Below are 17,000 nucleotides of genomic sequence, written 5' to 3'. Positions count from 1 at the left end.
TTGGAGGATTTTCCCAAATATACAATAGTTTACGCTTTCTTCCGGAAATTCCATGCTAGCCGGTCGATATTCCGGTTTTGCGGTCGCACCGGACGGAGCTGGGGGCTTTCCTCCTGTGGCGGGTGATGCGGTAAACAGCCGCGCGCTCGCACGTCGCTAACGATGGATGATCTCTCCGATGGCGGTATGCGCCGTCGGGAACGGATCGCCGCGCGTCGTCCGGTTATCGTGCCCGATCGGGAGGAAGGTGTAGCGCGTGGGTGAGCGACAAAAAACTCGGGTTGCGTCGGTGCGACCGGACGTGCCGGCGTCTCTTCAGCCGACGGGCGGCAGCCGGACCGGACGTGTCATGCGAATGGTTGGCGTTTCGGGCATCCTTATCCTGCCGGTCCCAGCGCCCGTTTTTGCCCAATCGGTCGACCGGCAGGCGGAGCGCATTCAGGAGCAACTGAGGGAACGCGAGCGCGAGCGCGCCGAGACGTTTCGCGAGGACCAATCACGCCCGCCAACGGGCGAGGCGCCGGTGGCGATCGAGCCCGAGGCCGCTCAAGTGGGCGGGGAATGCGCGTCGATCCGCGAGGTCCGCATCGAGGGGCTGACGCGTTTCAGGCGCGGGGATTTCGCCGAGGCGCTGGCGCCGCTTGCGGGACCTTGCGTCGCGGTTGGGGCGATCGATGCCGCGCTCAGGGCGATCACTAATCACTATGTCGCGGCGGGCTATGTGACCTCGCGGGCCTTTGTGGGTCCGCAGGATTTGAAGTCGGGCACACTCGTGATCACTATGTTCGAGGGGCGGGTTGGCGGAGTCGAGGGTGAAGGCGACCGGCCCTATGGCGGTGGTGAGATCGGCGCCGCTTTTCCCGGTGTAGCAGGTGGTCTGCTTAATCTTCGCGCGCTCGAACAGGGCGTCGACCAGCTTGCGCGGTTGGGCAAGGCCGAGCCCTCGATCGATATAGCGCCGGGCGCGACGCCGGGCACGAGCAAGGTGCTGGTCAAGCGCAAGGAGGCTGGAAGCTGGGTTCGGCCGAGCCTGTCGCTGAACAATCAAGGCTCGACCTCGACCGGACGCTGGCAGGCAACTTTGGGGCTCGATGTGGATTCGCCGCTGGGGATCGCGGACAGCTGGTCGCTCTATTATCAGAATGAGGTCGACGGCGACGGTCAGCGCGGCAGCGAAGCCTATGGCGGCTTCGTGTCACTTCCTTATGGCTGGTGGACCTTGTCGCTGAACGCGGGCGCCTCGCGCTATCATTCGGTGCTGGAGGGAAACGGCTTGTCGTTCGCGACGCGCGGCCAAAGCTGGAACGCGGGTGCGAGCCTCGACCGCATGATCTATCGCGACGCGAAGACCAAGCTCGCGCTGATCGGCGGGCTCGCGGTGCAGGACACCAAGAATTTTATCCAGGGCATCGCGCTCAGGACCGGAAGCTACCGGATCGCGAGCGCGAAGATTGGCGCACGCTGGCAGCGCCGCGCGAAGGCAACGCTGTGGTCGGCGTCGCTTGGCTTCGAGCAGGGTCTGGGCCTGTTCGGCGCACAGACGGTCGATACCGGACCCGGCGGGGCGAAGGGCAAGTTCAGCCTCGTCGCGGCCGACGTCGCGGCGCAGACCGGATTTGAGCTTGGGGGCATGCGCTTCACCAATCGCGCGATGCTCCGCGCACAGTGGGGTCTCACAAATCTCTTCCCGGCGCAGCGCTTCAGCGTCGGCGGCTTTTCGACGGTGCGCGGATTTAGGGACGACGGCATATCGGGGCGCTCGGGCGCGAGCTTTCGCGAGGAGCTCGGCGTGAGCCTCGTCGACCTCGCCGCCAGATCGCCCATGCGCACCAATGTGAGCGCCTTTGTCGGCTACGATGTCGGCGGAATCCTGCCGCATGATTTCGATGCCTATGAGCGCGGTCTGCTGCAATCGCTGAGCGCGGGCGTTCGCGCGCAAGGCCGGCATGTGCAAGCCGAGCTTGCGGTCGCGGTGCCGGTTTCGGCGCCATCCTGGGTCCGCCACCGCGGCGCCGAGGTCATGGCATCGGTGAGGATGACATTGTAATGCGCAAAGACTATCGGCGCGCCCGCCATTCGGCTGCCGCGGATGACACTTCGGGCCTTCGTCATGACCGCGGCAGGTCGCCGCGACACGGATTGTCGGCGCTGCTCATCGCGGCGCTGACGACGTCGGCGCTGTCGCCCGCTTCCGGGCAGTCGGCGCCGGTCGCCGCGCCGCAGGTGAAGCCCGCCGACCCACGCACTTCGCTCGACGTGACGCCCGGCGGCACGCCGATCGTCAACATCGCCGCGCCCGATAAGAACGGCGCTTCGCACAATGTCTACACCGAGCTGTCGGTCGGCCAGGAAGGGCTGATCTTCAACAATAGCCCTGAAGTCGGGCAATCGACGATCGGCGGCTTCCTTCTCGCCAACCCCAATTTGCAGCGTTCGGGTTCGGCGAGCCTGATCCTCAATGAGGTGACGGGCGGGGTGCGCACGCGCCTCGCGGGGCCGATGGAGGTTTTCGGTCCCAAGGCGGCACTCGTCATCGCCAATCCGACCGGCATTACGTGCGATGGCTGCGGCTTCATCAACATGAGCCGGGTGACGCTCGCTTCGGGGCGGCTGGTGTTCGGCGCCGACGGTGCCTTTTCCGGGCTTGCCGTCGATGGCGGCGATGTCAGCGTCGAGGGCAAGGGGCTGCTCGCGGGCAATGTCGATTATTTCGATATCGTCGCGGGCGCGGCGCATATCAACGCCGAGCTTTATGCCAGAGACCTGACGGTCGCAGGCGGCGCGGCGGATTTCGACTATGACGCGCGCACCGCGAGCGCCCGGGGAGGCGGCGTGGGCAGCGGGATCGCGATCGATTCGACGCTGCTCGGCGGCATGTATGCGAACCGCATCCGGCTCATCGGCACCGGCGACGGAGTCGGCGTCAACATGGCCGGTCTTGTCGCGGCATTGGACGGGCCGCTTCATATCACCGCCGACGGGACGATCGGGCTCGGCAAGGTCGCCGGCGCGGGCGACGTGACGGTGACGGCGGCGCGCGGCGGGATCGCGCTTCGCGATCAACTGTACGCCGGTGGCGCTGTCAATCTCGCCGCTGATGGTGCGATCACGCAGGATGCGGGCTTTATCGGCGGCGCGGGCGATGTGACACTTGCCGCCGTCGGCGACGTGGTGACCGGCGGCAGCGGCGTCTATGCGGGCCTTGGCAGCGACGGGACGCTCAGCGGCACCGGCGCGCTGCGCGTTACGGCGGGCGGCGCGATCGAGACGCGCGCCGCGACATTGGCGGCGGAGACCATCGACCTCACCGCGGGGGGTGCGCTCGCCGCGAGCGGGGTGATCGCCGCGTCGGGCAACGCGAGCCTCAAGGGCGACAGCGTCAATGTCACGGGGACGCTCGGCGCCGATGGCAGGCTCGCGATCATGGGCCGCGCGATCGCCATCGGCGGCACCGCGACGGGTCTCACAGGCGCGAGCGCCACAGCCGCGGATAGCCTGGCTCTGGGAAGCGACGGCGCGCTGCAAAGCAATGGCGCGCTCGATGTATCGGCATCGACGCTGGCGAACGATGGGACATTGATCGGTGGTGCGGGCGTCAGCCTGACGACCGGAAGTCTCGCGACCCGCGGCACGATCCTGTCGGGGGCGGACATCCTCGTCCAGAATGCGGGCGACGCGGCGCTGGGCGGCACGATCGAGGCCAATGGCGGGGTCAATCTCGCGGTCGGCGGCAACGCCGCGACGACGGGTCGGATCGCAGCGGCAGGCGATGTTGCACTCGATGGCGCGCGGATCGACCATGCGGGCAGCCTGGTCGCGGGCGGCAATATCGCGCTCGGCGCTTCGAACGCGATCGTGCAAGGCGGAAGCATCGAGGCGAGCGGCACGCTGATGCTCCGCGCGCCCGCGCTCGCCCTGGCGGGCCGCACGGTCGGCGGCGCGGGCGTGACGATCGAGAGCGGCGCGCTGAGTTTCGCTGCCGGCTCGGACCTTCAATCGGGTGGTAGCCTCGCCATCGCGGCTACGGGCGATCTCGCGACGCTCGGCAATATCGCGGCGCTTGGAGCGATCCACGTGTCGGCGGCGGGGAGCCTCGACCAGCAGGCGGCGATCGCCGGCAATGACCGGGTCACGCTCGCCGCGGCGCGCGATTTGCGCCAGGCCGGGTCGGTCGAGGCGCTCGGCGACATTGCCCTTTCCGGCGACAGCATATCGAACAGCGGCGATATCGTCGGCAATGGTGGTCTCGCGCTGACCGCGGCGACCGGGATCGTCTCGACGGGGACCCTCGGTGCGATGGGCCGGGTCGATCTGGTTGCCCCGCGGCTTACGCTCGGCGGCACGATCACCTCCAACGATGTACTGGCGCTGACCGCGCGCGATGTCACGCTCGAAGGAACGGCCGCCGGGATCGCGGGCATCGACGCCAATATTTCCAATCTCACCCTCGGAGCGAACGGCGCGCTGCAAAGCGGCGCCGGTCTCGACCTGGCGCTCGCGGCCCTCGACAATCGGGGACTCCTCTATGCCGCCGGTCCCACGCGCATCGCGAGCAGTGGGTTGTTCGCGAATGGCGGCGAGATCGTCTCGGGGAACAGCCTCGCTCTGGTGGCGGGCGCGGACCTGTCCTCGACCGGGCTCATCCAGGCATCGACCGATCTGGCCGCCGATGCGGCGGGCGCGATGAGTCTCGCGGGCACCGTCTATGCGGGCGGCGACGCCCGGCTCGGCGCGGCACAGCTCGATGCGGCAGGCGTCCTCTCGGCGAAGGGCGCGCTCGCGATTGATATCGAGGGCGCCGCGACCTTTGCGAGCGCATCGACAAGCTATGCCGGCACCGCGCTGGCGCTTGGGGCGGCCGATGTCAACACGGCGGGCGCCATACAGTCGGACGGCACGCTGGCGATCGCCGCGACCGGCAACCTTGCGCTCGGCGGCCAGATCGAGAGCGGTGCGACCGGCGATGTGAGGGCCGGAAACGGCGCAAGCATCACGGGGACGCTCGTGAGCAAGGGCGCGCTCGCCTTGAACGCCGCGACCATCGACATAGGTGGCGCGATCATCGGCGAGGACGGGGTGACGGTCACCGCGGCAAGCGGCGATATCGCGCTCCCCGGCACGATCAGCGCGGGCGGCGACGTACGCCTTGCCGCGCTGCATACGCTGACGATCGGAACCGCGCCGGGCGAACCCGGCTCGGGCGGCGAACCGGGAACGGGCAGCGAGCCCGGCTCGGGCAGCGGAGCCGGCTCGGGTGGATCGGGAACTGGCGGAGCCGGAAGCGGGTCGGGCGACGGCTCGGGCGGCACGGCGGGCGATGGCGGCGAACTTGTGGCTCCGGGCGGCGCTGGGGATGCCGGGAACGGCGAGATGTTGGTTCCGGGCTCGCTCAGCGCTGTGGGCAAGGCCGAACTCGAAGCGGAGGATATTCGCATTTATGGCCTGGTGGCGAGCGGGGGCGACATGTCGCTGCTCGCGAGCCATATCCTCAAGGTCGACGGCAGCGCCTGGAGCCAGGGCGGGCTCGGCGCGTCGGTCGGCAGTCTCGACATCGGCGCGCGCGGCACGCTCGGCGCCGACGGGCTGGTCGCGATCCGCGCAGCTGACGGCATCGTCAATGCAGGCAATCTCGCCTCGAACGGCGCCGACCTCGATCTCGAGCTTGGCGGTAGTTTCGCCAATAGCGGCACAGTCGTCGCCGGCGGCACCTACCGGGTCTCCAGCATCGCCGACTATGCCGACGCCGGAACGGTGGAAGCAAGCGTGATCGACATCGCTGCGCGCGATGTGTCGCTCGGCGGCCCGATGGTCGCGAACGACCGGCTCGGCGTCGGTGGACGCAATATTTCGCTGTCGCCTGGCGGCGATCTCCAGAGCGGCGATGCGCTGGCGCTCGATGCGGCGGACGCGATCGCTCTGGACGGCAGGATTGTCGCGAACGGCGACGCCCTGCTCACGTCGGGAACGACGCTGACCCTTGGCGGCGGAGCCGATGTTGCAGCGACGCGGCGCCTGTCGCTGACCGCCGCCGGGGCAATCACCGCCGCGAGCGGCAGCCGCATGGCGAGCGGCGAAGCGCTGGGCCTTTCGAGCGCGGCGATCACGCTCGATGGCGATGCGCTCAGCAACGGGACATTGACCGCCGACGCGGCAGGGCGCCTTTCGACCAGCGGAACGCTGAGCGCGCTCGGCGAGCTGTCGCTCAGTGGTGGCACGCTCGATCTGGCCGGCGCGATCGCGACGAACAGCCTTTTGTCGCTTGTCGATCGGGCCGGGCCGACAACCATCCGCGAGAGCGCATTGCTGAGCGGCGACCGGATCACGATCGGGGCGGTTAGTGACGTCTTCAATGCGGGGACGCTCGCCGCCGTGCACGGCCTCGAGGCCGACATCGGCGGCACGCTCACCAATGCCGCGACCGGCACGCTGCAAGCCGGGACGTTCGACGATGCCGGCAATGTGACCGCGACCGGCGACATGCGGCTCGCCGCCGGCGCGGCGATCGACAATCAAGGCCTGATCCTCGTCACCGGCGTGCTCGATATTGCGACGCCCAGTTTCGCGAACAGCGGCACGCTGGTGAGCGCGAGCGACATCGATCTTGCCGCCCCCAGCCTGTCGCTCGGCGGCACGATGATTTCCTTCGGCTCGGTGCGCGCGGCGAGCACCGCGGGCAATCTTGAGGTGAGCGGCGGGCTCGAGGGCCGCGATGTCACGCTGGCGGCGACCGGCGGCGATCTGTTGCTCGGAACCGATTCACATATCACCGCCTATGGCAGCGGCGCGCAAGGTTTTGCGACACTGACGAGCTCGGGCGATATCGCCGCGCTCGGGACGATCGCGGCGAACAATGACGCGAAACTCACCGCCGATAGCGCGATTCATATCGGCGCCGACCGGAGCGCGGCCGATGGCAGCCTCGTCCATGCGCTGACCAGCCAGGCGAATATCGCGCTCAGCGCGGGCGGCGCCATCGTCAATGACGGCACGGTCCAGGCGGCGGGTTCGCTGACGCTTGCGGGCGCGAGCCTTGCCAGCAACAATCTCTTGTCCGGCGCGGCACTCGATTTCCGTTCCGCGGGCGACATCGTACTTGCCGGGACGACCGCCGCGGCAGGGCCGATCGATCTGGGCTCGACCGGCGGCGATCTGACGCTGGGTACGCTCGCGCGTGTCGAGACCGCCGACGCGATCCGCCTTGCCGCGGCGGGCGATCTCGTCAACGACGGCATCATTGTCGCGGGCGATGCGAATGCGGCCGCACCGCTCGGGACGATCACGCTCGCGGCGGGCGGTCGGCTCGTGTCGAACGGCGCGATCGTCTCAAACAATGGCGATGTCGCCTTCGAGGCCGGAAGCGTCACGCTTGGCGGCAGCCTCGCATCGGGCGGCGGCACCTGGGCCGCGCGCGGCCTTGCCTTCGATACCGCCGATCTTCGGATCGCGGCGGGCGGCGAGGCGATCGCCGGCGCCGATCTGGCGTTCGAGGGCCGGACTCTCACGCTGGACGCGGGCAGCCTGCTGCAATCGAACGGCAATGTTGCGATCACGCTCGGCGATGCGAGCCTGGCGGGACGCTATGACTCGGCGGGCCAACTCGTCGCGCTCGGCAACCTGTCGCTCGGCGTCGAGGGTGTGCTCACCAATCGGGCCGGAAGCGGCATCTTCGCCGGCGGGTCGGGCGATGCGCGTATGGGCGGCGATATTGTTCTTGATGCCGCGAGCCTCGACAATGCAGGCGTGATCGCCGCAAGCGCTGCGCCGGACGGCACGCGCGGCAATGTGACGATCGCTGGCGGCACGGCCGTAAACAGCGGCCTGATTCACGCCGACACTGCGCTGGGGCTCGATGTGCAAAGCCTGACGCTCGCGGCACCCGCCGGCGACGGGATGGGCGTCGTCGAGAGCGGCGACGCGCTGACCCTCAGCATCCCCGACATCACGATCGCCGATGGCGCGACGCTCCGGAGCGGCGATGCGGTGACGATCGCGGCGACGCGCTTTTCGAGCGCGGGCGATGTGCTCGCGGGCGGCGACATCGCCATCGCGGCCCGCGACACGCTGACGTCGAGTGGCACGGTCGCGACCGTAGGCGCGGTGGATCTGAGCACCGGCGGCGCGCTCGATCTTGCGGGGATGGTATCGGCGGGCAAGACGCTCGGCATCGAGGGCGGCAGTGTCGCGCTTGCGGGCACGGTGCAGGCATGGAACGCCGCCGATCCTGCGACGAATGTAGTGACGGTCGCCGCGACGAACGGCGCGCTCGATATCGATGGCGCGCTGCTCAGCGGCGGCAGCCTATCCTTGCAAACCCCCGCTGCGCTGACGCTCGGCGGCCAGGCCGCACTCTATGGCGGCACCGGCGTCACCGGCGAAGCGGACAGCATCGCTATCGCCGCAAGCCTCGGTAGCGCGCCGGGCATCGCCAGCGGTGGCGATATCCGTTTCGCTTCGCAAAGCGGTTTCGTGCAGGGCGGTGCGATTATCGCCGATGGCAGCGTGGCGCTTGCCGACGCGACCTTGCTCGATCTGCGTGGCGGGAGCTTGGTCTCGGCGGGCACGACTGAGTCTACACCCTCGATCTCGGCGAGCGCCGTCATGCTGTCGGCACCCAGCATCGCCGCGAATGGCGACATTCGGACGACCGGGACGCTCGGCTTTGCGGCGTCGAGCCTCGCGATCGGCGGCAGCGCGGTCGCCAATGGCGATATTTCGCTCGGCGCGCGGAATGGCGGCGCGGCGCCGACGCTTGCCATCGCCAATGGCGGCACGCTCGCCACCTATCTCGGCAACGCCGACCTTGGCGCGCTTGGCGGCGCGAATATCGCCGGCACGCTGCTCGCGAGCAGCGGCGATGTGTCGTTCAGCGCGCCGGGCGCAACCATCGCGGCGACCGGCGAAGTCGCCGCGGGGCGCGATCTCAGGATCGACATCACCGGCGGCGGCGCGCTCGCCATCGACGGCAGCCTGCTCGCCAATCGCGACATCCGGCTTGGCGGCGGGACGCTTGCAGTCGGTACGAGCGGGAGCGCGCGCGCGGGGCAGGATCTCGTTTTTAGCACGGTCGATGCGCGTAGCGGGACCGGCCCGGTCAGCGTCAATGGCATCGGCTACGCCATGAGCGGAACGCCGATTTCGGCGGAGGTCGCCGGCAAGCTCGGCGCCGGGCGCGATCTGACGCTTGCCATGCCGGGTGCGCTCATCGTGCATGGCAGCGGTGAAATCAGCGCCGTCAACGATATCGCCGTCACCGCCGGCCAGGCGCTTGTGGGCGCGCGCACCAGCACTGACGCTGCCGGCAATCCGACCGCCCTTGGTGTTATCGCAGGCCGCGACTTCACGCTCACAATCGGCGCTGGGGGCAGGCTGACGCTCGACGGCTCGATCCAGGCGGGGCGCAACCTGCTCGTCGATGCAACCGGCGATGTGACCTCGACCGCTGCATCACAGTTCATCACAGGCGACACGCTCAGCGTCTCGGGCGCGTCGCTCGACCTTGCCGGGACGAACAGCGCCCAGAATCTCGTGCGGCTCGCTGGAACCGGCACGGTCCGGCTGGCAGGCGCGACCGCAACAAACGGACGCATCGAAATCCGGGGCGACAGCACGCTCGTTACCGTCACCGGCTCGCTCTCGGCGGCGGGCGGCGCGGCGAACGCGGTAACGGTCGGGCGCGATATTGGGGCTGAGGCCAATATCGATATTCAGGCCTCGGGCGATATCGTCAATGAAGGTTCGATCTGGTCTGACGGGACCGTCTTTCTGCGTTCGGCGAGCGGTAATATCGTCAACAATGCCGGCGGCGCCGATGGCGGGATCACCGGCCTCAATACCCTTGTCGTTCAGGCGGACGGCGGTTCCTTCGTCAATAGCGGCGGCGCCTTCCGCACCGCGAACGCCGGTCTCTATCTCGGCGGCGATTTCGACAATGCGGGGACCTTCGCACCGTCCGGCAATTATCTCATCTCGGCGGCCAATATCAGTAACAGCGGACTGCTCGCCGCCTCGGGCAATCTCACCCTCGATGCCGCCGGCAATCTCGTCAACACCGGCACCATCTTCGCCGGCGACAATCTCGCCTTCCATGTCGGCGGCACGCTCACCAATGGCTATGCGGGCGACGATCGGGGCAATGGCAACCACGGGCTGATCCTCGCCGCGAACGATATCTCGATCACCGCGCACGACGTCGTCAATGAATCGGCGACGATCCAGTCGCTCGGCGGCGATATCGGCATCACGCTCATCGGCGGCGATCTCGTCAACCGCATCAAGACGCTCGTTATCAGCGAGGTTCCGGGAACGGGCGCCCAATATCCGGTGCTCGATGGCCCCGACGAGGTAGCCGCCGTCTTCGCCGAGGTCGGTTGCGGCGGCAGCGGCACGCTCGCGAACGGAACGCTCGCGACCTTCACCTGCACCTCAGCGACCACGGTCAAGGTGCGTTACCAGTCACTGAGCGGCGCAAGCGCCACTTACACCTTCGGCTATCATACCGAAACGCGTCAGAACGACACCACCGACTCGTCGAACAGCGGCACCGCGACGATCTCGGCGGCGGGCGACCTCACCATCGCGGGCGGCGCGGGCACGATTACCAACCGCAATTCGGCGATGCTCGCGGGCGGCAACCTCGGCATTTCGACCAGCGGAACGGTGAACAATATTGCCGATCTGCTTATCAAGAACGAGACCGCGGGCGGCACCACGACGCTCACCAACCGGATCATCCCCGGCGCGCCGACGCTGATCCAGGCCGGCAGCACCGTCAGCATCCAGGCGGGCGACTTCAACAATATCGCAAACAATCTGGTCGCCGCCGACAGCTATTCGGGCAGCCAGGTCCGCCCGAATGCAGCGCCCGGCGCGCCCGGCAACGGAACGCCGGGTACCGGCAGCGCTGGGACCGCTGCCGGCGGTTCGGCGGCTGCGGCGGGTGCGGCGTCGGGCGGCGGCGTAACAGCGCCCGGCGGCAGCGCCAATGCCGTCGGCGCCAGCGGCCTTGCCGCCACGGCGCCCGGCACGGGCGGACTCACGGACACGCAAGGCGGCACGCTTAGCACGGCGGGTCTTGCCCTCGGGGGCACCGCGCCGGTCGCGACCGCGCGCATCGGTGTCGCGGGCGGCAGCGATGGCGCGGACACGCTCGCACCGGTCGCCATCGATACGGCAAGCGGCGCCGACGCCAGCGTGGACGGGCTCAGCCTCGCCTCAGGGAGCATCGACGCGCTCGGGCTCACCGGCGGCGATGCCGCCGCTCTTGGCGGTCCCACCGGCGCCGGCGGCGCGGACAGCGTAATGCTGGCACTCGGGCCGGGCTTCGCCGGAACGGGCCTCCCCGCGCTCGGCGGACAGGATTTCGCGGGTTTCCTTGGCGGCTTCCTGCAGCAGTTCAATCTGATTGGCGCCGATGGCGGCTTCGCGCTTGCGGGCGGCGGCTCGCTCTTCACCTATAACAACAATCCAGACTCCGCCTATCTGTTCACAACCAATGCGGCGCTCGCCTCCGAAGCCGCGCTTTATGATTCGAGCTATTTCTTCGGAAAGTTCGCGCCCGATCGCGCGACCACCTACACGCGCCTCGGCGACGGCTTCTTCGAGGCGATGCTTATCTCGCGCGAAGTCCAGGCGGCGACCGGACAGGCCCAGCTTGGGGCCTTCGGGTCGACGCTCGATCAATATCAGGGCCTCCTCAAAAATGCCGCCGATGCGCAGGCCCGCCTCGGTCTGCAGCTGGGAATTGGCCTCACCGACGCCCAGGTCAGCGAACTTGTCGAGCCGATGCTCTGGTATGTGAGCGCGAAGGTCGCGGGCCGCGACGTGCTCGTGCCCGTGCTCTATCTCGCGGCAACCGACAGTAAGACGATCCACGCCGGGGCGCTGGTCGCGGGCGAGAATGTGCTTGTCAGCGCGACCGGCAACATCACCAACTCGGGCACGATCGATGCGCGCAACGTCGCCGCGCTCTCCGCTGGCGGCAATATCGTCAACGCGAGCGGCGGCGTTGTTACGGGCGGGAGCGTCGTCGCGAGGGCCGCGGGCGACATCTTGCTCGGCGGCGGCAGCACGATCGCCGCCAATGGCACGGGCAGCTATGTCGTTCCCGGCGGCTCCGTGGTGCCGGGCGGGACGGTCGCACTCTCCGCCGGGCGCGATATTATCGGCACCACCATCACGACGACCGCGACCACCACCGAAGGCCAATTCGCCTCAGCGCGCAACTGGTCGTCGAGCACATCGAGAACCGAGACGGTCAGCGGCGCGACGATCAGTTCGGCCGCCGGGACGTCGCTCAGCGCCGGGCGCGATATCGACCTCAAGGCTGCCGATATCACTTCGGGCGGCGCCACGACGATCGTCGCGGGCCGCGACGTGACGCTCGGCGGCGCCATCGCCACGAGCACGACGCGCGAGGCCGAACAGACGGGCAAACATCGCTTGTCATCGACCGTCACCGAGGAAAAGACGTTTATCGGTACGAGGATCACCTCGGGCGGGCCGATCACGATCGGTGCTTTGGACGGCAAGCTGTCGATCACCGGCGGCAGCATCGCCACCACCAATCCCGGCGCCGGCGACATATCGCTCTACGGGGGCGAAGGCATCGACATCGCTGCGGGACAGAGCAGCGTCAGCTCTGACGAGTTCGCACGGCTCGCCAAGCGCAAGACGGTCACCACCACGACCGACGCCGTGACGAACGATCTCGCGACTATCGATGCGGCGGGCTCGCTCGGCGTCACGACACCGGGTGCGCTCACGATCGCGGGCGCCGAATTGAACGCCGCCGGGGCGCTCGATGTCGATGCGGGCAGCATCGCCATCTCGGGCGTGATCGACAGCAGCAGCTACACGCAGGACAGCGTCACGAAGAAGAGCGGTCTTCTCTCGTCGAAGAAAACCACCACCCACAGCGAGGGTATCGACCAGAGCGTCATCGCCTCGACGCTGTCGGGCGATACCGTCAACCTCAGCAGCACCGGCGACACGAGCATCCTTGGCAGCAATGTCGTCGCCTCGAACGGGGTGACGATCGCTACGGGCGGCGATCTGACCGTCGGCGCAATCGCCGCCACCGACACCGAGAGCAGCAGCACCAAGGTCAAGAAGTCCGGGATCAGCATTAGCGGCGGCGGGCTGTTTGCCGGGGTTGCGAAGTCGACCACCGAGAATGAAGCGACCAGCGTGACCCACACCGGATCGCTCATCGGCAGCGAGAAGGGCGATGTGACGCTCGATGCGGGCAAGGCGCTCACCGTCTCGGGAAGCCAGGTCGTCGGCACCGGTACCACGACGCTTGCGGGCGAAAGCGTCACTATCGAGCACGTCACCGATACGGTCGACACGAACAGCATGTCCAAATCGTCGAGCTTCGGCGTGAGCGTCGGGATCAACAATCCGGTGGTTGCCGGAATCGAGACGGCGGCGCGCATGGGCGAGATTGCGACCGGCGGCGGCGCCAACGAGCGCACCAAAGCTGTGGCGGGCCTGGCTGGGGCGCTTGCGGGATACAATGCCGTTGACAGCCTGACCTCCGCGAACGGCGATCCCCTCAAGGCTCTCGACAGTCTGACCTCAGTCAGCGTCACGCTGGGCATATCGAAAAGCAAGTCGACGAGCGAGACCCATGACGAAACCGCTGTCGGCAGCCAGATCGCGGGCCAGGACGTAGTCATCGCCGCTAGCGGCGCGGGCGCGAACTCGACGATCGCCGTAACGGGCAGCGATGTCCATGCGACGCGCGACCTGACACTCGCGGCCGAGGGTGGGATCGCGCTGGCGTCCGCCGCCGAAACCGACACGATGGCCTCGCAGAACAAATCGTCAGGCTTCAGCGCGGGGGTGTCGATCGGCGCCGGCGGGATCACGCCGACCGCTTCGGTCAATCTGGGTAGGGGCAACGCGTCGGGCACCGACGTCACCCATGTCGAAAGCAGTTTGTCGGCAGGCGGCACGGCCAGCGTCACCACGCCGGGCGCGCTATCGATGAAGGGCGCGACGCTCTCGGGGAGCCGGGTCGCGGTCGACGTCGGCTCGCTGTCGATCGAGAGCGAGCAGGACACGTCTACCTACCGCTCGAAGCAGTCGAGCGTGGGCCTGTCGGCGAGTCTCAGCGACGGGCTGTCGGTAGCGGGCAATCTGTCGAAGGAGAAGCAGCGCGGCGACTTTGCCAGCGTCGCCGAGCAGTCGGGGATTTATGCAGGATCGGGTGGATTCGATATCAAGGTCGGCGGCAACACCAACCTCAAGGGCGCGGTGATCGCAAGCGAAGCCGACGCGTCGAAGAATCTCCTCACCACCGGCACGCTATCGGCGAGCGATATCGCGAACAGTGAGAGTTACCGCGCGAGTTCGGTCACAATCGGTGGTGGTATCGGCGGGATCGGCAAGGATAAGGATGGCAACGCAAGCGCGGGAGGGGACAAACTGCCCGGCAGCGATCTTCCCGGCCTCCAGACCGGCATCGGGACAATCAGCGCGACCCCGCCGGTTGCGATGGGGGCGAACGGGAGCCAGTCGGGAACGACCGTGTCGGCGATCGCGCCGGGGGCGATCCTGATCACTTCGGGCGACGCGGCAAGCGAAGCGGTCGCAGGCAGTATCAGCCGGGACACCGACGCCGCCAATGCTGGCGCGCTCGCGAAGGAATTCGACGACGCCAAGCGTCAGGAAATCGCGCTCGGGTTCGAGGCGAGCCGGACACTCACTGGTGAGGTGGGCACCTTCTTTGCCAACCAGGCCAAAAAGCAGGAGCAGGCGGAGCGCGAAGCGAGGCCCGCTGAAGACAAGGCTATCGCCGCGGGCGTTCTGCGCGATTCGAACGGGGTTCCGATCCGCGACGAGACGGGCAATCTTATCGCGCTCAACGCCGAGGCACAGGCTTGGGTCGATCTCGCGCGCCCGGCTGCTGAGCGCGCGTCGAGCCTCGGCAACGACTATGGCGCGGGAAGCACCGCACGCCTGATCGCGACTGCCGTCAGTGGCGCGGCGGGATCGAACGTAACCGGTTCGGTCGGCGGTCTGGTCCAGGCGAGCGCGGTCAATGTGCTGCAGGGTCTTGCGACGAGCGAGGTAAAGGGAATCGCCGACAGCCTCGGCAGCGAGGAGGCGCGCGCCGCGCTGCAAGCAGTGGTCGGCTGCGGTGGCAGTGCAGCCGGCGGCTCGGGCGACTGCGGTTCGGCGGCGATGGGTGCCGCGGCCAGCGTCGTGCTCAACAATCTGCTCTCGAGCGGCGACACGGCCTCGACCGACAAGGACGGCAAGCCGCTCTCGCTTGCTGAACAGCAGGGCCGCGACAATCTGATCGCGACGATCGTTGCCGCCGTCGCGACCGGGGCTGGACTCGATGCGGGATCGGCGGTCAGCGCCTCGCAAATCGAAACCCAGAATAATGCCGAGCGCGATGCCATGGGTAACCTGATCGTCAAGGATCCGGTGCAGAGCAAGCCCGGCGAGGATGTCTTCGCCCACAACCTCGCCGTGCTCGATGCGCTCAAAAATAGCCGTCCCGACCAATATGCTGATCTCGTCGGCAAATTTGGTGGGGACACGGCGGAGGGCCGCGCGAAAGCGGCGCTCTATCTTGCCTATAGTGGGGACAGCTTCAAAGCCGCGCATGGCGGCGAGGTCAATGTCGTCGCCGTGGTCAATGGCGTCTATGACCAACTTGTCCATGGGCTCAACCCCGACCTGGCAAGCCACGAGCAACTGCTACAGGCGGCCCAGATGGGGCGCGGCGATGGCGGACCCGATTATGGCACCGCTAGTTATGCGCGGCAGCAGATAGCGGGCGAGAATGCTAGGCCGACCGCCCAGCAGCTCGAATTTGCGACCTCCGCCGTGTTCAGCGGCGGAGTGGAACTCTCCGACGTCACGGCTTTCGCTACCTTCTATGGTGGGTTGGACAAGATTGAATTGGGAGAAAATGCCGCGGGCCTCGGCCAGCAGCTCGGCACCGCCTACGCCCAGTCGAAGGCTGCATTCGAAAAGGTCGGGCAGAACGACATCGCCTATTGGAACGACCCAGCGCACACGGCTGAGTTGATGGCGTTGTCCCAGCAGCAGCGGGACGAAATCACCCAAGCCTATAATTATGCACGTGCTACCGATCAGTTGCTCAAACCGATTTCGACCGGGGAGCGGATCGAGGCCGGGATCGATGCGGTTGGCCATGGCGTCACCGCCCTGCTGACCGGCATCGGCACGGTCGGTTCGCTTGAACTCTGTGCGTCGATCATTGGTTGCGCTGTTCCCGGCGGTCTGGGCTTGATGACAGCGACCGAGGCCGACAATGCCGTCACGGCGTTCAATCGTGCGCGTACGGGGCTCGAACAGCAGACGGGAGGCGGCTATATCGCAACTCGCGTCTTTAGCGTTGATGCCAACACAGGCGAGAAAATCTACGTTGGTGTTCAGGTCGGCGGCGCGGTTCTTACAGGAGCGGCGGCGAATGCGATTCTCAGTGGCGCTGCCGCGCCTACCCGCTCTGCGGCGGGGGTAGATCTCAATTCAAAGCTGCCCGATCCGGTCGCCGGGTTCGACTATGCCCCCAAGCCTCTCTCGGGCGGATCGGAGGCAAATCAACTCTCACAGCTCCGCGGTTATCAGGCCGAATTGCAACTGGCGAACCGCGTCGCCGACTTGCCGGGCGAGACCGTCGTGCGCTACGGCAGCAACGTAAACACGTCCGGTGCCGACGTCATCTCGGTCAATGCCGATGGGACTGTCACCCTGTGGGATAGCAAGTTCTTGTCCAACCCCAAGATGATTGGATCGTCGCCAACGTTTACGGAAAATTCGCGCACGTTAGCGAGTGCCGTCAAACAGGCTCGGGAGGCTATTGACGTAGCGAAGTTGCCGCCTGCCGTTCGAGACAAGGCATTGGCAAACTTAGACGTCGGCAACTTCATCGCCAACACGCCAGGGGCTGGTGCAGCCAAAAACTCGGTCAGCATTCGGTATTGTGGCAATAAGATTTGTGGGAATTGAGCAATGGTTTG

2 protein-coding genes are annotated in these 17,000 nt (G+C 67.3%); both read left to right on the top strand.

What is annotated here, in order from left to right; genetic code table 11:
* Positions 1-301: 301 nt before the first annotated feature.
* Complete coding sequence (locus D3876_RS02935; RefSeq protein ID WP_147417568.1) at positions 302-2,047, top strand: ShlB/FhaC/HecB family hemolysin secretion/activation protein; 1,746 nt, start codon at positions 302-304, stop codon at positions 2,045-2,047.
* Positions 2,047-16,989 carry a two-partner secretion domain-containing protein gene (locus tag D3876_RS02930; protein WP_119759599.1) on the top strand — a complete coding sequence of 4,981 codons (14,943 nt, stop codon included), beginning with the start codon at positions 2,047-2,049 and terminating at the stop codon, positions 16,987-16,989. The genes D3876_RS02935 and D3876_RS02930 overlap by 1 nt, the downstream gene beginning before the upstream one ends.
* The last annotated feature ends 11 nt before the right edge of the window (positions 16,990-17,000 follow it).

It is taken from the genome of Sphingomonas cavernae, from assembly GCF_003590775.1.
Classification (GTDB): domain Bacteria; phylum Pseudomonadota; class Alphaproteobacteria; order Sphingomonadales; family Sphingomonadaceae; genus Sphingobium_A; species Sphingobium_A cavernae.
Note: the sequence above shows the minus strand (reverse complement) of the source record. Positions and strands in the feature narration are given on the sequence as shown.